A 16,494-nucleotide genomic window follows, 5' to 3' on the forward strand; every position below is an offset into this window, starting at 1 on the left:
CCGCGCGATCCTCGAGCGGTACCTTCCGGGCGTCGCCGCTTCACCGATGGCGACGCAGTTCCGGAACGGCCGCCTCGGGCAGCTCGTCGCGATCGTCCCCGCCCTTGAGGATCTCGAGGAGCGGGAGAGGTTCTTCGCCGCGCTCGCAGAGGTGGGGTCCGGGGGTGGTCGTCCCCCGTACGCACCCGCGATCGATCGATCCCGACCCCGCCTACGAGGGCGACGACGTCCCCCGCGCCTCGGCGGAGGTCACCCTCCCGGCGCCGACGCCGCTCTGGGATCCGCTCGAGGTCCGCATCGCCGGCCCCTCGCACGGCAACCCGTTCGTCGACGTCGAACTCGACGCCGTCTTCCGCCGGGGCGGTGAGGAGATCCGGGTCGGCGGCTTCTACGACGGCGACGGCGTCTACGTCGTCCGCGCCCTCGCCGACACGACCGGCACCTGGACCCTCGAGACCCGCTCGACCGCGCGGTCGCTCGACGGCCTCACCGGCACGGTCGAGGTGATCGCTGCCCGCGAGGGCTCGCACGGACCGGTGCGCGTCGACGGACTGCACTTCCAGCACGCCGACGGCACCCGGCACCGCCCGGTCGGCACGACCGCCTACGCCTGGATCCACCAGCCCGAGGAACTCCAGCAGAAGACGCTCGCGACCCTCGCCGAGGCCCCCTTCGTGAAGCTGCGCATGTGCGTCTTCCCGAAGTCGTATCTCTACAACGCCAACGAACCGGCCGACTTCCCGTTCATCGGCACCCTCGAGGGCGGTTTCGACCACACCCGATTCGACCCCGCGCACTTCCGACGCCTGGAGCAGCGCATCGCGGACCTGGCGGCCCTCGGCATCCAAGCGGACCTCATCCTCTTCCACGCTTACGACCGGTGGGGCTTCGCCGACCTGGGTCCCGCCGTCGACGAGCGCTACTTGCGATACGTCGTGCGACGCCTGTCGGGATTCGCGAACGTCTGGTGGTCGATGGCGAACGAGTACGACCTGCTGTGGTCGAAGGACCTCGACGACTGGGAGCGGCTCGCCGCCGTCGTGGGAGAAGAGGATGCCTTCGGTCACCTCAACTCGATCCACAACTGCCGCCCCGTCTACGACTACGCGAAGCCGTGGATCACGCACGTCAGCATCCAGCGGGTCGACGTGTACCGCACCGCGGAGAACACCGACCAGTGGCGCGAAGAGTGGGGCAAGCCCGTCGTCATCGACGAGTGCGCGTACGAGGGCGACATCGACCAAGGCTGGGGCAACATCACCGGCGAGGAGATGACCCGCCGGTTCTGGGAGGGAGCCGTCCGCGGCGGCTACGTCGGTCACGGCGAGACCTACTACCCGCCCGCGCTCGGAGGCGCGGCATCCGTCGGCGATGACGACGAGGTGCTCTGGTGGTCGAAGGGCGGGGCGCTGCACGGCTCGTCGCCGGCACGGATCGGGTTCCTCGAGCTGCTGCAGTCCCAGGCGCCGGGCGGCGTGTGGGATCCGCTGCCGAGTGACTGGGACGTGCCGTGGGGCGGCGTCGCGGGACGCGTGAAGGTGGCCTACTTCGGCTTCAACCGGCCGCGGTTCCGGAACGTCATCCTCGACGAGGGCGAGTGGCGCGTCGAGGTCATCGATACGTGGGGGATGTCCGTCGAGGAGCTGCCCGGCACCTACCACGGTCAGGTACGCGTCGACCTGCCGGGACGGCAGTTCATGGCCATCCGGGTGACGCGCGAGGAGTAGAGACGGCCCCAGCCCCCGGCCCGGCCCCGAAACGGCGTCGGAGCTTCTCGACCAGATGACGTCCCTCTACGATTCGATGATGCAGGCTGTCTCCCTTCTTTCCGAACTCATGACGGCACTCGATGATCACCGCTGGCAGGACCTGGAGCGCTACCTGCACCCGGACTTCTCCTGCCGGTATGTCCACACGGAGGAGATCTTCGACCGGGCTTCGTGGATCGAACTCAACGCCGCCTATCCCGGGTTCGAGGGTCTGCACGTCGAGGACATCGTCGGCGACCAGGTGCGGGCCGCATGTCGATCCGTCGTCACGGCCCGCGACGACCGCGGCATCACGGAGTTCGCTTGCGCGACGTTCATCAGCGTCCGAGACGGACTGATCGAGCAGATGACGGAAGTGTGGACGGACGTGTCCGCTACTCCGACGCCCGGCACCCGGCCTGCGTGACTCAGCCCGGCCGGCCCGCCTCCGTCAACCGCTCCCACGTCCATCCGAGCACCGCGGCGATGTCGATCGTCGGGTCGACGCCCTGCTGCAGCTGCAGGCCGTCCGAGAGGGCGAGCAGCACGGTCGCGGTCATGTCGGCGTCGATCCCCGCGGGCATCTCACCGGCGTCCTGCCGCGCTCGCACGTCCGCTGCGACGACGGCGTGCACGCTCTGCTGACGCTCTTCGAAGAAGGCGCGGGCGGGGTGATCGGGGGCGGATGCCGCGACCTGCAGGTTCGTGTACAGGTGCACGAGCGCGGGCGACTCGGCGTTGCGCCGCGCGACCCGCACCGACGGCGGTTCGGCGCCGGCCTGCTCGGCGAGGGCTTCGCGGGTCGCGGCATCCCGCTCCCGCAGCACCTCGACGAGCAGGTTCTCCTTCGTGCCGAAGTGGTGCAGCATGCCGGCCTGCGTCATGCCGACCTCGCCCGCGATGTCGCGGAGCGAGGTCGCCCCGTAGCCGCGCCGACCGATGACCTCGAGCGCCGTCTCGAGGATCAGCTCGCGGCTCTCCCGGCCCTGCGCGGAGTTCCGCCGTTCACGCATGCGCGGACGCCGTCACCTCGAGTGACGGGGTACCGGCTTCGTAGACCGGGTCGACCGTGCCACCGGGGACGTCGGAGTGCCCGGCGAGGACGGCCGCCTCGTCGCGGGGGATCTCGAAGGGCAGTCTGCCTGCCGCCGGCACCCGCCCGGTGAGCACGTCGAGCAGGGCGCGCTCGGAGACCCCGAACGTCGCCACGACGGCGTGCGCGTGCGCGACCACGGGGGCGAGCAGCGCGGGGCGTTCGAGGTGCACCGCGACGACGGTCGGCGTCGTGGCGGCGGTGTCCGCGACCCGGGCCACGGCGGCCGAGTCGAACGCGAGCGAGCCCGCGTGGAAGTGCGCCTCGAGCATGTACTCGTCTCGCGGGTCGAACGGCGGCTGCAGCCGCACGACGGTGACGTCGGCGCGGGCGGCATCCGCCGTCGGCACCAATCCCGCTTCGCGGATCGCGTCGTCGGACACCTCGGGGGCGTGCACCGCCGTGCCCGGACGAAGGGGAAGGACGGATGCTGCGTCCCCACCACCCCCCGGGAGGATCACGGCCGAGCGCGACTGGGCCCGGTCTCCCGCCGCACGGAACTCGGCGCTGCCGACGATCTCGCCCGCGGCATCCTCATCGACGAACGGGTCGTCGAACAGGCCGAGCTCGAACTTGACGGTCAGCAGGCGCGCGACCGAGACGTCGAGGCGGGACTCGGCAACGGCGCCGGAGCGGACGAGCTCGAGCACGAGCGCCGGGTCGTCCTCGCCCCCGAACTGGTCGACGCCGGCGTCGAGGGCCTTGCGGACGCGCTCGATCTCGCTGAGGTGCTCGACGCCCCACGACCGCGGCGGCAGCACCTTGCCCATGAGGCGCGACTCGGTGATGAGACCCCAGTCGGTGCAGACGACGCCGGTGAAGCCGAGCTTCTCGCGCAGGAGGCCGGTGATGATCTGGTGGTTGAAGCCGAAGGCGACCTCTTCGACGTCCTCTCCGTCGAGGACGACCCCGCGGGGGATCCCGTAGGACGGCATGATCGCCGAGACCCCGCGGTCGATCACGCGGCGGAACGGCTCGAGGTGATACTCGAACATGCCGCCGGGGTACACCTGGTCGGTACCGTACGGGAAGTGCGGGTCCTCACCGTCCTTCTCCGGCCCGCCGCCCGGGAAGTGCTTGGCCATGCACGCGACGCTCGCCGCCGTCAGCCGGTCGCCCTCGAAGCCGTCGACGTAGGCGACGCCCAGGCGTCCGACGAGTTCGGCATCCTGACCGAACGTGCCGTACTGGCGCGGCCAGCGCGGTTCGGTCGCGACGTCGAGCATCGGATGAAGGGCCGAGCGGATGCCGACGGCCAGGTACTCGCGCCGGGCGATGTCCGCGAACTCACGCACGAAGCCCGGGTCGGCGAGCGCGCCGAGACCCAAGGGTTCCGGCCACGCCGAGAGGTGACCGGCGGTGAACGACGCCCCCACGTTCTCGGTGAAGGAGTGACGCGGGTCGGTCGAGATGGTGACCGGGATGCCGTGGCCCGACGCAGCTGCGACGCGCTGCAGCCCGTTCACCCACCGGGCCATGGCGCGTGGATCGGGGATCTGGTGGATGTTCAGGTGCGTGACGTGCAGGCCCTCGATGAACTCGCGCGCCGCGGTGCGCCCGGGCATCGTGGACGGCCCGTCGACCTCGCCGTCGGTCGTCGTCGGGACGATCGTCTGGATCATCAGCCCCGCTTTCTCCTCGAGCGAGAGGCGCGACACGAGGTCGGCGACCCGCTCGGCGACGGGCAGGCGCGGGTCCTCGTACGGGTCCATCACGCCGTTGCGGTTCAGGTCGCGGTAGCGCGTGCCGTCGGGGGCGGTGGAAAGGGATGCGGTCACTGCGATCTCCTGCGACGTCGTCGTGGCGGGCGGGCGGCATCGCCCGGCGACAAAAGACTAAATAACGTTCAGTGGTCTGCGCAAGCGCACGGGCCGACGTCCGGCAAGCACCGCTCCGGGGACGCAGGATGCCGCGCCGCGCGAAGCGACGGGATGCGCCCCTCGAACGCGGCGCCGGGCGGGGTCAGTCGCGCGACGCTCCCGCGAGCCGCGCCGCCGCGGTCGCCATGTGGACCGCCATCGCGGAGGCCGCGGCATCCTCGTCCTTCGCCTCGACCGCGCGGAACACCGCGTCGTGCTCGGCGATCGCCAGACGTGCGGCGTCGGCGTCGTGCACGGCCCGGTCGGCATAGACCTGCAGGAGCGAGCGCACCACGTGCAGCAGGTCGACGAGGGCGTCGTTGCCTGCGGCGCGGGCGAGCGCGTCGTGGAAGGCGGCATCCGCACGTGCGAAGGCGGCGAGGTCCGCATCGGCGGCCCTCATGCGGGCGAGCGAATCGGCCAGGCGCGAGATGTCGTCGGAATCGGCCCGCGAGGCGGCGAGGCGGGCGCTGTAGATCTCGAGGCCCGAGCGCACGTCGAGCAGGTCATCGGTGCTGCGCCGCCCGATCAGCAGCCCCCAGCGCAGGGTCTGCGGCAGCAGATCACTCGCCGTCCCGCGGAGGTAGGTGCCCGAGCCGGGTCGGACGTCGACGATGCCGAGGATCTCGAGGGCCGCGAGTGCCTCGCGCACCGCCGAGCGGCCGACGCCGAGCGTGACCGAGAGCTGGCGCTCGGGAGGCAGGCGCGTGCCGGGCTCGAGGTCTCCGCTCGTGAAGAGGTCCATGAGCCGGCGCGCGACTTCCGAGACCGGCGTGCCGGAGGGCAGCACCCCGAGGGACGCCGTGATGTCGGCGGAGCGGTCGGACGGATAAGCGGGCACGGCATCAAGATACGGGAGAGAACCCGGAAGCGCGGTGCCGACGCGCTTGCAATTGGTCAACCGGTTGTGCACAATGGCGATGCGGGACACCCGTACCCCCGACCCGAGGAGCAGCACGCGATGACGCGCCTGTGGAACGATCCGGCGGACTTCACCGACGAGATGATCGACGGTTTCGTCGCCGCGAACGGTCGCTACGTCGAGCGCGTCACGGGCGGCGTCGTCCGCAGCACCCGCGTGCCCGATGGCCAGGTCGCCGTCGTCATCGGCGGCGGGTCCGGGCACTACCCGGCGTTCGGCGGCCTCGTCGGGCCGGGCCTCGCGCACGGTGCGGCCATGGGGAACCTCTTCGCCTCCCCCTCGACGCAGCAGGTCCACGCGGTCGCCTCGGCCGCGAACGCCGGCGGCGGGGTGCTGCTGAGCTACGGCAACTACGCCGGCGACGTGCTCAACTTCGACGCGGCCCAGGAACGCCTGCGCGCGGAGGGCATCCCCTGCGAGACCGTCGTCGTCACCGACGACATCGCGAGCGCCGGCCCCGCCGAACGCGACCGTCGCCGCGGGATCGCCGGCGACCTCACCGTGTTCCGCGCCGCGGCCGGCGCCGCCGCCGCCGGGTACGACCTCGCGGGCGTGGCACGCGTGGCGCGCCTCGCGAACGACCGCACCCGCTCCTTCGGCGTCGCCTTCACGGGGTGCACCCTCCCCGGCGCGGACGCTCCGCTGTTCTCGGTGCCCGACGGTCGCATGGCGGTGGGCCTCGGCATCCACGGCGAACCCGGCATCGACGAGACCGACATCCCGACCGCCGACGGCCTCGCCGAGATGCTCGTGGCGCGGCTGCTCGCCGAACGCCCCGACGGTGCCGACGGCCGCGTGGTCCCGCTGCTCAACGGACTCGGCTCACTGAAGTACGAGGAGCTGTTCGTCGTCTACCGCCGGGTCGCCGCGCTCCTCGACGAGGCGGGGCTCGAGATCGTCGACCCGCACGTGGGCGAGTACTGCACCAGCTTCGACATGGCGGGGACGTCACTGACCCTCTTCTGGCTCGACGATGAGCTCGCCGACCTGTGGGAGACCCCCGTCGACACCCCCGCGTACCGGCGCGGCGCGGTCCCGACGACGGAGCGGCGGGATGCCGGGCGCATCGCCTCGGCGGTCGCATCCGACGAGGTCGCCGGCGACGCGGCATCCGTCCTGCTCGCAGCGACCGTCGTGGCCGCACTCGACACCGTCGCGCGGACGATCGACGAGCACGTCGACGAGCTCGGACGCATCGACGCGGTCGCGGGCGACGGCGATCACGGGATCGGGATGCAGCGCGGATCGCGCGCCGCCGTTCGCGCCGCGCGGCAGGCCGCCGACGCGGGTGCCGGTGCGGAGACGACGCTCGCCCGGGCGGCAGACGCGTGGTCGGACCGCGCCGGCGGGACCTCGGGTGCTCTGTGGGGTCTGCTGCTCGCCGAACTCGCGGCCCGTCTCGGCGACGCCGGCCGGCCCGACGCGACGCGCATCGCCGACGGCGTCGCCGCGGGCGTCGGCGCCGTCGTCTCGCACGGCAAGGCGGAACGCGGCGACAAGACCATGGTCGACGCGCTGCTCCCCTTCACCGAGACGCTCACGGGCGACGTCGCGGCGGGTACGCGTCTCGCGGATGCCTGGCGCACCGCGGCCGTGGCGGCGACCGCCGCGGCCGCCGCGACGGCCGACCTGCTCCCTCGCAAGGGTCGGGCCCGCACACACGGCGAGCACGCCGTGGGCACGGTCGACGCCGGCGCCCAGTCCTTCGCCCTGATCGTCACCGCCGTCGGCGAGACCCTCGCCGCGGCCCCCGTCATCAGTCGGTCCGCATCGGCCGACACCCCCGAGAGGAACTGACATGACCGAGCCCCTGCGCATCATCGTCGGCAGCGACGACGCCGGCTTCGACTACAAGGAGATCCTCAAGCACGACCTCGAGCAGAGCGAGAGCGTCGCGTCGGTCGTCGACGTGGGCGTCGGCGCCGACGGGCACACGCCGTACCCGAAGGTCGCGATCGAGGCCGCCGAGCGCGTCGCCCGCGGCGAGGCCGACCGGGCGCTGCTCATCTGCGGCACCGGGCTGGGCGTCGCGATCGCCGCGAACAAGGTGGCGGGCATCCGCGCCGTCACCGCGCACGACTCGTTCTCGGTCGAGCGCGGCGTGCTCTCCAACGACGCGCAGGTGCTCACGATGGGACAGCGGGTCGTCGGCATCGAGCTCGCCCGCCGACTCGTGCGCGAGTGGCTGACCTACCGATTCGACCCGTCCTCCGCCTCGGCGTCGAAGGTCGCGGTCATCGGGGAGTACGAGAGCACCGGATCCTGCTGATGGCGCAGGTCACGGTGGGGGTCAGCCTGAAGGCGTACTTCGGGCGGCGTCAGGCGCGCGCGTGGTTCGCGCAGGCATCCACTGTGCTGCGCGCCCACGAGGGCGTCCGCAGCGGCGCCGTCGAGGTCTTCGTCATCCCCACCTACCTGCAGATCGACGACGCCGCCGGCGCGTTCGCGGGAACCCCCGTGCGCCTCGGCGTGCAGGACGTCTCGGCGCACGAGCCGGGTCCGTTCACGGGCGAGGTGACCGCCGCGGAAGTGGCCGAATCCGGCGTCGCGTATGCCGAGGTCGGCCACGCCGAGCGACGCCGGCTGTTCGGTGAGTCGGACGAGGTCGTGGCCGCGAAGACCGCCGCGGCGCTCCGCCACGGCGTGACGCCCGTGCTGTGCGTCGGCGAGGACGAGCAGCAGGATGCCGCGTCCGCCGCGACGGCCACGGTCGCCCAGCTCGCGCGCGACCTCGCCGGCACCCCGGCCGGACCGATCGTCGTCGCGTACGAGCCGGTCTGGGCGATCGGCGCCCCCTCGCCCGCGCCCGTCCCCCACATCTCGGCGGTGACCCGCGCGCTCCGCGCAGCGCTCGACGCGGACCCGGACCGCGCGGGCTCGCGCGTCATCTACGGAGGCTCGGCGGGGCCCGGCCTGCTCGGCGAACTCGGCGACGCCGTCGACGGACTCTTCCTCGGCCGGTTCGCACACGACCCGTCGGCGTTCGCGGCGGTCCTCGATGACGCGCACGCCCTCGCGCTCCGCCGGAGCGCGCCGTGATCGGGCTCGGGACGTATGCCTTCTTCTGGGAGCACTCCGACCGCTCCCCCGACCCGCTCTCGCTCGTCGGCGCCTTCGAGCGCACGCGCGAGCTCGGCGTCGAGCTGTTCCAGATCTGCGACTACGCCCCCCTGACCAAGATGTCGGACCGGGAGGTCGGGGATGCCGCCCACGCGGCGCGCGAGCTGGGGCTGCGTGTCGAACTCGGGACGAAGGGTCTCGGGCACGACCACCTCGAACGGTTCCTCGCGCTCGCGGAGGCGTTCGATGCCCGGCTCGTGCGCAGCATGGTGTTCGGGCCGGACTCCCGGCCGACGCTCGCCGAGGCCGGCGCGCTGCTGCGCGGCATCCTCCCCTCGTACGAGTCGGCCGGGGTCACGCTCGCCCTCGAGACCTACGAGCAGGTCGCGACCGACGACCTGCTCGGTCTCGTGCGCGACGCGCACAGCACGAACCTCGGCATCTGCCTCGATCCCGCCAACGTCGTCGCGCGGCTCGAATCCCCGCGCACGTGCGTCGAGCAGACCGCCCCCGCGGTGGTGAACGTGCACGCGAAGGACTTCGCGTTCGACCGCCAGCCCGGCTGGGTCGGCTTCACCTACTCGGGAGCCCGCATGGGCACGGGGCTGCACGACTACCGACACCTGCTCGACACGGTCCGCCCTCGGGAGCGCGGGATCAACGAGATCGTCGAGCACTGGTTGCCCTGGCAGGGCGACCCCGAGACCACCATCCGCACGGAGCGGGAATGGACCCGCGCCACCCTCGACCACCTGAGGAGCTTCGAATGAGCCACACCATCGCCGTCATCGGCGCCGGAGGAAAGATGGGCATGCGCGTGTCCAACAACCTCGTGAAGACCGACCACACCGTCCACTACGTCGAGAACTCCCCCGGAGGGCGGGAGCGCACCCTCGACGCAGGACGCGAGCTGACCGAGGTATCCGTCGCCGTCGCGGACGCGGACATCGTCGTCCTGGCCGTCCCCGACCTCGCCCTCGGCGCCGTCACCGCGGAGCTCGTCCCGCGGCTGAAGGCCGGCGCGATCGTGCTGACGCTCGACCCCGCCGCCGCGTACGCCGGGCTCCTCACGACCCGTGACGACGTCATCCAGGCCGTCGCGCACCCGTGCCACCCGTCGGTGTTCCTCGAGCGCACGACGAGGGAGGAATGGGCCGACACCTTCGGCGGCATCGCCGCCCCGCAGGACGCCATCGCCGCCGTCGAGTCCGACGACCCCGAGCACGCGCGCATCGTCGAGGAGACCGTCCGCGCCATCTACGCGCCGGTCATCGACGTCCACTTCGTCACCGTGAAGCAGCTCGCCCAGCTCGAGCCGACGCTCGTCGAGACCGTCGCCTGCATGATCGGCTCGCTCCTGAACGAGGCGCTCGACGAGGCGATCCACACGATGGGCGTCCCCGAGGCGGCAGCGCGCAGCATCCTCTACGGGCACACCCAGGTGGCGCTCGCCAACGGCCTGCGCGGTGACAACCCGTTCAGCGACGCGTGCCTGATCGCGATGGACTACGGTCGCGAGAGCATCATCAAGGAGGACTGGAAGAAGATCTTCCGCGACGACGAGCTCGATGCGAACCTCGCGCGCATGCTGCACCTCGACCACATCGAGCGCTGACCCGGAGATGAGCGACATGGCACGACTGCACGGCAGGACCGCCCTCGTCACCGGCGCCGCCCTCGGCATCGGCGCGGCGGTGGCCGAGCGCTTCGCCCGCGAGGGCGCCCGCGTGATCCTCGCCGATCGCAACGGCGACGGCGCGGCAGCCGCAGCCGCGCGCATCGGCGAGGCCGCGATGGCGGTGACGATGGACATCTCCGACGAGGCGTCGGTCGAGGCCGGGTTCGCGGCGGCGAAGGATGCCGGATGGGCGCCGAACGTGGTGGTGGCCAACGCCGGCATCCAACTGTTCGGTCAGGATGCGCCGGCGGCCGACCTCGACCTCGACGTCTGGCGCCGCACGATAGACGTCAATCTGACCGGCGCCTTCCTGACCGTGAAGTACGCCGTCCGCACGATGCTCGCCCTCGGCGGCGGGTCGATCATCCTCACCGGCAGTCCCACCGCCGTCAACGGCGAGGGCAAGGACTTCACCGCCTACAGCGCCTCGAAGGCGGGGATGCACGGGCTCTCCCGCACGGTCGCGGCGGCATACGCCGACCGCGGCATCCGGGTCAACACGGTGCAGCCCGCCTACACCGAGACGCCGCTCGTGTCGGCCATCAGCGAGGACCCCGAGTCCCGCGCCGCGATCGTCAGCCGCATCCCGATCGGCCGCGCAGGGAGGCCGGACGACGTCGCCGGGATCATGGTCTACCTCGCGAGCGACGACGGGTCGTTCGCGACCGGGGCGACGTTCCAGGTCGACGGCGGGATGACCTCGCTCTGACATGGTCTGGCACACCGAGCATCCGTCGTGGCGGAGCGGCCCCTGGTCGCTCGAGCTGCGGGGCGACGAGCTGGCCGACATCGCCGCCCACGGCAAGGTCGTGCTGCGCAGCATCCGCGCCGTCGTCCGCGACGCCGACTGGAACACCGCGGACCTCGTCCTGGACCGCGTGCGAAGTACCGACGTCACGCTGACGCTGCATGTTCGCTCGGAGGGGCTCGGGTCGTCGTTCTCGGGCGTCGTCCGCGTCGAAGCCCGACCGGCGGGGCTCCGGGTGCTGCTCGACCTCGAAGCGGGTGCCGCGTTCGACACGAACCGCACGGGCCTGGTCGTCCTGCACCCGCCGTCCCTGGCCGGCGTGCCCGCCGAGGTGCGGCATCCCGACGGCACCGGCGAGCGCACCGCCTTCCCGCGCGGGATCAGCCCGCACCAGCCGATGCGGGAGATCGCGGGGCTCAGGTGGGAGGTACCGGGCGCGACCGTCGACGTCGCGTTCGACGGCGACGTCTTCGAGATGGAGGACCAGCGCAACTGGACCGACGCCTCGTACAAGACCTACAGTCGCCCGCTCGACCTGCCGTTCCCCTACCGCGTCGAGGCCGGCGAGCGCGTGCGCCAGTCGGTGGCGATCGAGGTGGCGGGCGAGCCTGCCGCTCCCGAAGCGGACGAGGGCGACGTGCTCACGCTGCGCGACGGCGGACGCTTTCCGCAGATCCTGCTGGGCGCGGGGACCGCGCCGGATCCGGCCCCCACGGTGGTGCCCGTGGGCGACGGCCTCGTCGTCGAGCTCGACCTCGGCACCCCGACCTGGCCCGCCGCATTGGCCCGGGCCGCGGCATCCGCCGTGCCCCTGGATGTGCGCGTCGTCCTCGGTGACGACGCCGACGCCCTGGATGCCGCGGCCGAAGCGCTCCGAGGGCTCGACGTGCTGCGGGTCGCCGCCTTCCAGCCGGGCGGCGACGCGCGCCACGTCTCCGACGCTCCCGCGACGGCCGCTCTCCGCGCGGCGCTGGACCACGCCGGCATCCGTCCGCCCGTGGCCGGCGGCTCGAGGTCTCACTTCACCGAGCTGAATCGCGAACGGCACCGGCTGCCGGACGACCTCGACGGCATCCTCACGACGGTCACCCCCCTGTTCCACGCGACCGGCACCGAGCAGCTCGTCGAGTCCGTCGCCGTGCAGCGGCTCGTCGCGACGCAGGCGGTCGGGTACGCCGACGGCACACCGGTGCACATCGGGCCCGTCTCGCTGCGACCGCGCTTCAACAACGTCGCGACCGGCCCGCAGCCGGCGCCCACCCGCGGGAATCTGTCGGAGGGATACGGAGCGGAGTTCACCGGCGCGACGGACACGCGTCAGTCCGCGCCGGAACTCGCCGCGTGGACGGTCGCGAGCGCTGCAGCGCTCGCCGTTCCCGGGGTCGCCTCACTGGCGTTCTTCGAGGAGTGGGGACCGCGAGGCATCCGCGCCTCCGACGGGACCGACCTGCCCGTGGCATCCGCGCTGCGCGAGCTCGCCGCCGGCTCGGGCGGCGCGCTGCTCTGGGGTGACAGCCCCGACGGCCTGGTCTGGGCGATCGGTCATCGACGGGGCCGTCGCACGACGCTGCTCGTCGCAAACCTCGACCGCGCGGCGCGCTCGCTCTTCTTATCCGTCGACGGCGTGGAGGACGGCATCGACCTCGCCCCCGGAACCTTCCGCACGATCGAGCGCTGAGCCGCCCGCCGTCCGAGGCAGGGCTCCGACCTGTCAAGGGGGCGGATGCCGCCCCCCACCGCGCGTAGCGTGCAGCCATGAGCGACGCATCAGCAACCCCCGAGCAGGACGACCCCACCGGCGGCGACGAGATCACGGAGAATCAGCTCGACGCCGACAACGCCGTCGAGGAGGACACCCTCAAGACCCTCGACCCCGACGACTCGCCCGCCTGAGCGACCGACTCACGCCTCGCGCGTGATGAGGACCTTCACCTCGAGGCGGCTCTTGAACGGCCCGGCGTAGACGCCGCGCAGCGGCGGGACGTCGTTGTAGTCGCGCCCGCGGCCGACGGTGACGTGACGGTCGCCGATCTCGGCGTCGTTCGTCGGGTCGAAACCGTGCCAGGAACCCGCGTACCACTCGATCCAGGCGTGCGACTCGCCGACGACGGGCACGCCGACCTCGGCGGTGGGATTCGGGTGCAGGTAGCCCGACACGTACCGCGCCGGAATCCCGACCGACCGCAACGCACCGAGGGCGATGTGCGCCATGTCCTGGCACACCCCCTTCCGCTCCGCCCACGCCTCGGCACCGGTCGACTGCACCTCGGTCGCGCCCGGCACGTACTCGACGGCCTGACCGATCGCCGTCGCGATCGCGAGGGCGGCGTGCGAGGGGTTCTCGTGCTGTGCGGCGATGCCCGCGGCGAGGTCCGCGACCTCGGGGTGAGGCTCGGTGCGCCGTGTCTGCGACAGCATCTCGACCGTGCCGATCGACCGCTGCGCGTCGCGCGTCAGCGCCTCCCACGACATGTCGGGGTGGGTGAGCGGCCGCGCCCGCACCTCGACGAGGGAGCGCGCCGTGATCTGGAGGGCGGAGTGCTTCGCGAGCACGTCGAAGGCCGCCACACGTGTGCCGAAGTAGTCGACGAAGTAGTTCACGGTCGTCGACGGGTCGATGTCGAGCTGCGAGCTCAGGACGAACTGGCTGTCGCTCGTCGTCGGCAGCATCCGAGCCTCGTTGTACGACGCCCCCACCTCGCCCGGGTAGTCGAAGCCCGTCGTGTGCTCGATGCGCAGCCGCTTCATGAGGTCTCTCCGATCCAGCTGGGTTCGGCCTGGGTCGGGAAGAACCGCGCCCGGATGGCCTCGGACGCCTCGCGTGTCACCGACTGCACGCTCTGCATGTGGGCGGGGAGCTCGGTGAGCACCTCGTCGATCGGCCGGTACTCGAGTTCGTTGCGCATCCGCCCCAGGGCGCGCAGCACCGAGTTGGAGTGCCCGACGCGGTCGGCGACGGGGTCGATCGCGCTCATGCACTGCTCGGCGGTGCGGATGGAGTGGATGATCGACCGCGGGAACAGCCGGTCGAGCAGCAGGAACTCCGCCGCGTTCTGCGAACTCGGCATCCCCCGGTAGGTCCGCAGGTACGCCTCGTACGCGCCGCACGAACGCAGGATGGTCGTCCAGGACGGACCGGATGCCTCGGTCAGCGACCTCGTCGCGAGCATTCGCGCGGTCATGTCGGTGCGCTCGATGGCCCGCCCGAGCGTGAAGAACTGCCAGGCCTCGTCGTGACTCGTCGAGTTGTCCGTGACGCCGACGGCGAGCGCTGCGCGCTCGCGGACCCACTGGAAGAACTCGTGCGTCTTCTCGTCGTTGAGACGCCGCGGCATGCGCGAGTACGTCGTGTTGAGCGTCTCCCAGAGCTCGGTCGACACGATCTCGCGCGCCCGACGGGCGTTCTCGCGGGCGGCCTGCAGCGAGTACGCGATGGACGAGGGGTTCGTCCGGTCCACCGCGAGGTGCGTCAGGACGTCGGCGCGGGTGACGGCGCGGCCGCCCTCCGGCGCGGGGGTGCCCATGACGCCCATGAGCGAGCGGCACGCCGTGTCCTCGTCGATCCACGGGTCCTCGAGCAGCAGTTGCAGGTGCACGTCGAGGATGCGGGCGGTGCCGTCCGAGCGCTCGATGTAGCGCCCGATCCAGAACAGGCTCTCGGCGATCCGGCTCAGCATGCGTCCTCGCCTCCATCGGCGTCGCGCCCCTGCTGCTGCTGCTGTTCCTGCTGCTCCGCGGTCGTGCGCGGCCGGTCCTGCGGCGAGTGCGCCGGCTCGTCCTGTGCGTCGTAGATGATCGGGATGGCCGAGGTCGCGGTGGCCTGCTCGGCGACGAGTCCCGCGAGCGACTGCGACTGCCCGTACTCGCCTCGGCCCGGTGCCTCGCCACCGACGATCCAGGTGTCCTTCGAACCGCCGCCCTGGCTCGAGTTGACCACGAGCTGCCCCTCGGGGAGGGCGACGCGGGTGAGCCCACCGGGGAGCACCCACACCTCGTCGCCGTTGTTGACGGCGAAGGGGCGGAGGTCGGCGTGGCGGGGCCGCATCCCGTCGTCGACGAGGGTGGGGATCGTCGAGAGCATGACGACGGGCTGCGCGATCCAGCCGCGCGGGTCGGCGCGGAGCTTCGTGCGCAGCGAGTCGAGCTCGGCGGGGCTGGCGTCGGGCCCGACGACGAGGCCCTTGCCGCCGGAGCCGTCGACCGGCTTCACGACGAGCTCGTCGAGCCGGTCGAGCACCTCTTCGAGGGCGCCCGGGTCTTCGAGGCGCCATGTGTCGACGTTCTTGAGGATGGGCTCCTCGGCGAGGTAGTACCGGATGAGGTCGGGCACGTAGGTGTAGAGCAGCTTGTCGTCGGCGACGCCGTTGCCGACGGCGTTGGCGATCGTCACGTTGCCCAGGCGCGCCGCGAGCATGAGGCCGGGGGCCCCGAGCATCGAGTCGGCGCGGAACTGCAGCGGGTCGAGGAAGTCGTCGTCGACCCGGCGGTAGATGACGTCGACGCGGCGAGGACCGCGGGTGGTCCGCATGAAGACCTTGCCGCCCTGGCAGACGAGGTCCCGCCCCTCGACGAGCTCGACGCCCATCAGCCGGGCGAGCAGCGTGTGCTCGAAGTAGGCGGAGTTGTAGACGCCCGGCGTCAGCACGACGACGTTCGGGTCGTCGACGCCGGGAGGCGCGGAGTTCCGCAGCGCCTGGAGGAGCTTGTTGGGGTAGTCGCCGACGGGACGCACGCGCATCGAGACGAAGAGCTCGGGCAGCGTCTGGGCCATCACGCGTCGGTTCGAGATGACGTAGCTGACACCCGACGGCACGCGGACGTTGTCCTCGAGGACGCGCATCTCGCCGTGCTCGTCGCGGATGAGGTCGATCCCGGCGACCTGGATGCGGACACCGTTGGCCGAGCGGATGCCGGCGGCCTGACGGTAGAAGTACTGCGACGACGCGATGAGCTTCGCCGGCAGGACGCCGTCGCGCACGACGTGCTGGTGCCCGTACGCATCGTCGAGGAAGGCCTCGAGCGCGCGGACGCGTTGCTGCACGCCTTTCTCGATGCGCGACCACTCGTCGTAGGCGATGACCCGGGGCACGGCATCCAGCGGGAACGGCCGCTCCTCGCCTGCGAAGTCGAACGTCACGCCCTGCGCGAGGTACGAACTGGCGAGCGATTCGGTGCGTCCGCGGAGCTCCTCCTGCGTCATCTGAGCGAGCGCCTGGTACAGCTCCCGGTACGCCGACCGGGAGCGCGCGGCCTCGCCCGGGTGCGCGATCTCGGCGAACATCTCGTCGAACGCCGGGACGCCGGAGGGGGTCTTGCGCGGTGCCAGCGTGGAACCGTAGCCGTCGAAGAGGTCACCCATGCGACGAGCCTAATCCGGGCGGTGTTG

General features: G+C 71.9%; 16 protein-coding genes. 10 read left to right on the forward strand and 6 right to left on the reverse strand.

Annotated elements, in window-relative coordinates; all coding sequences use genetic code 11:
• Positions 1–164: 164 nt before the first annotated feature.
• Both QE428_RS03115 and QE428_RS03120 read left to right on the forward strand, forming a co-directional pair.
• Positions 165–1,727: a DUF5605 domain-containing protein gene (locus QE428_RS03115; protein WP_307462913.1), complete on the forward strand. Its 1,563-nt coding sequence runs from the start codon at positions 165–167 to the stop codon at positions 1,725–1,727.
• A 79-nt stretch (positions 1,728–1,806) separates the two neighbouring features.
• The gene (locus QE428_RS03120; RefSeq protein WP_157681093.1) at positions 1,807–2,175 is read left to right on the forward strand and encodes a nuclear transport factor 2 family protein; all 369 of its coding nucleotides are present in this window, start codon (positions 1,807–1,809) and stop codon (positions 2,173–2,175) included.
• A 1-nt stretch (position 2,176) separates the two neighbouring features.
• On the opposite strand, the gene QE428_RS03125 is transcribed toward QE428_RS03120, so the two are convergent.
• The 3 genes from QE428_RS03125 to QE428_RS03135 all read right to left on the reverse strand — a co-directional run bounded on the left by QE428_RS03125 (position 2,177) and on the right by QE428_RS03135 (position 5,541).
• On the reverse strand, positions 2,177–2,761 hold the full coding sequence (locus QE428_RS03125; RefSeq protein ID WP_307462917.1) for a TetR/AcrR family transcriptional regulator: 585 nt from the start codon (positions 2,759–2,761) through the stop codon (positions 2,177–2,179).
• On the reverse strand, positions 2,754–4,619 hold the full coding sequence (locus tag QE428_RS03130) for a glycoside hydrolase family 3 protein (protein WP_307462920.1): 1,866 nt from the start codon (positions 4,617–4,619) through the stop codon (positions 2,754–2,756). The genes QE428_RS03125 and QE428_RS03130 overlap by 8 nt, the downstream gene beginning before the upstream one ends.
• Positions 4,620–4,803: 184 nt before the next feature.
• Positions 4,804–5,541: a FadR/GntR family transcriptional regulator gene (locus QE428_RS03135; protein ID WP_091356862.1), complete on the reverse strand. Its 738-nt coding sequence runs from the start codon at positions 5,539–5,541 to the stop codon at positions 4,804–4,806.
• Between the two features lie 120 nt (positions 5,542–5,661).
• Between QE428_RS03135 and QE428_RS03140 the strand changes: the two genes are divergently transcribed.
• The 8 genes from QE428_RS03140 (at position 5,662) to QE428_RS03175 (ending at position 13,001) form a co-directional block, all read left to right on the forward strand.
• A complete protein-coding gene (locus QE428_RS03140; protein WP_307462928.1) occupies positions 5,662–7,419 on the forward strand; it encodes a dihydroxyacetone kinase family protein in 1,758 nt (585 codons plus the stop codon).
• A gap of 1 nt (position 7,420) precedes the next feature.
• Positions 7,421–7,891, forward strand: coding sequence for a ribose-5-phosphate isomerase (locus tag QE428_RS03145; RefSeq protein WP_307462930.1), 471 nt, complete (start codon positions 7,421–7,423; stop codon positions 7,889–7,891).
• Positions 7,891–8,661, forward strand: a complete 771-nt coding sequence (locus QE428_RS03150; RefSeq protein WP_307462933.1) for a triose-phosphate isomerase family protein — start codon at positions 7,891–7,893, stop codon at positions 8,659–8,661. The genes QE428_RS03145 and QE428_RS03150 overlap by 1 nt, the downstream gene beginning before the upstream one ends.
• Positions 8,658–9,452: a sugar phosphate isomerase/epimerase gene (locus QE428_RS03155; protein WP_307462935.1), complete on the forward strand. Its 795-nt coding sequence runs from the start codon at positions 8,658–8,660 to the stop codon at positions 9,450–9,452. Before QE428_RS03150 ends, QE428_RS03155 begins: the two co-directional genes overlap by 4 nt.
• Positions 9,449–10,297 carry a phosphogluconate dehydrogenase C-terminal domain-containing protein gene (locus QE428_RS03160; RefSeq protein ID WP_307462937.1) on the forward strand — a complete coding sequence of 283 codons (849 nt, stop codon included), beginning with the start codon at positions 9,449–9,451 and terminating at the stop codon, positions 10,295–10,297. Before QE428_RS03155 ends, QE428_RS03160 begins: the two co-directional genes overlap by 4 nt.
• Positions 10,298–10,313: 16 nt before the next feature.
• Positions 10,314–11,069, forward strand: a complete 756-nt coding sequence (locus QE428_RS03165; RefSeq protein WP_307462939.1) for an SDR family NAD(P)-dependent oxidoreductase — start codon at positions 10,314–10,316, stop codon at positions 11,067–11,069.
• 1 nt (position 11,070) lies between these two features.
• Positions 11,071–12,786, forward strand: coding sequence for a hypothetical protein (locus QE428_RS03170; protein WP_307462942.1), 1,716 nt, complete (start codon positions 11,071–11,073; stop codon positions 12,784–12,786).
• A gap of 77 nt (positions 12,787–12,863) precedes the next feature.
• A complete protein-coding gene (locus QE428_RS03175; protein ID WP_172824693.1) occupies positions 12,864–13,001 on the forward strand; it encodes a hypothetical protein in 138 nt (45 codons plus the stop codon).
• Between the two features lie 9 nt (positions 13,002–13,010).
• Here QE428_RS03175 and QE428_RS03180 read toward each other — a convergent pair whose 3' ends face one another.
• From QE428_RS03180 to QE428_RS03190, 3 genes are read right to left on the reverse strand one after another with little or no spacing between them, the layout of a single operon-like run.
• On the reverse strand, positions 13,011–13,856 hold the full coding sequence (locus QE428_RS03180; RefSeq protein ID WP_307462946.1) for a transglutaminase family protein: 846 nt from the start codon (positions 13,854–13,856) through the stop codon (positions 13,011–13,013).
• Entirely contained in the window at positions 13,853–14,785 is a 933-nt protein-coding gene (locus QE428_RS03185) for an alpha-E domain-containing protein (protein ID WP_091356892.1), read from the reverse strand. Before QE428_RS03185 ends, QE428_RS03180 begins: the two co-directional genes overlap by 4 nt.
• On the reverse strand, positions 14,779–16,467 hold the full coding sequence (locus QE428_RS03190) for a circularly permuted type 2 ATP-grasp protein (RefSeq protein WP_307462949.1): 1,689 nt from the start codon (positions 16,465–16,467) through the stop codon (positions 14,779–14,781). The genes QE428_RS03185 and QE428_RS03190 overlap by 7 nt, the downstream gene beginning before the upstream one ends.
• Positions 16,468–16,494 lie beyond the last annotated feature (27 nt).

The organism is Microbacterium sp. SORGH_AS_0505, from assembly GCF_030818715.1.
GTDB lineage: Bacteria > Actinomycetota > Actinomycetes > Actinomycetales > Microbacteriaceae > Microbacterium.

Coding starts and splice junctions, on each gene's coding strand:
- QE428_RS03150 (WP_307462933.1), top strand. CDS start 7,891: ATGGCGCAGGTCACGGTGGGGGTCAGCCTGAAGGCGTACTTCGGGCGG.
- QE428_RS03145 (WP_307462930.1), top strand. CDS start 7,421: ATGACCGAGCCCCTGCGCATCATCGTCGGCAGCGACGACGCCGGCTTC.
- QE428_RS03160 (WP_307462937.1), top strand. CDS start 9,449: ATGAGCCACACCATCGCCGTCATCGGCGCCGGAGGAAAGATGGGCATG.
- QE428_RS03170 (WP_307462942.1), top strand. CDS start 11,071: ATGGTCTGGCACACCGAGCATCCGTCGTGGCGGAGCGGCCCCTGGTCG.
- QE428_RS03125 (WP_307462917.1), bottom strand. CDS start 2,761: ATGCGTGAACGGCGGAACTCCGCGCAGGGCCGGGAGAGCCGCGAGCTG.
- QE428_RS03120 (WP_157681093.1), top strand. CDS start 1,807: ATGCAGGCTGTCTCCCTTCTTTCCGAACTCATGACGGCACTCGATGAT.
- QE428_RS03140 (WP_307462928.1), top strand. CDS start 5,662: ATGACGCGCCTGTGGAACGATCCGGCGGACTTCACCGACGAGATGATC.
- QE428_RS03180 (WP_307462946.1), bottom strand. CDS start 13,856: ATGAAGCGGCTGCGCATCGAGCACACGACGGGCTTCGACTACCCGGGC.
- QE428_RS03185 (WP_091356892.1), bottom strand. CDS start 14,785: ATGCTGAGCCGGATCGCCGAGAGCCTGTTCTGGATCGGGCGCTACATC.
- QE428_RS03190 (WP_307462949.1), bottom strand. CDS start 16,467: ATGGGTGACCTCTTCGACGGCTACGGTTCCACGCTGGCACCGCGCAAG.
- QE428_RS03175 (WP_172824693.1), top strand. CDS start 12,864: ATGAGCGACGCATCAGCAACCCCCGAGCAGGACGACCCCACCGGCGGC.
- QE428_RS03165 (WP_307462939.1), top strand. CDS start 10,314: ATGGCACGACTGCACGGCAGGACCGCCCTCGTCACCGGCGCCGCCCTC.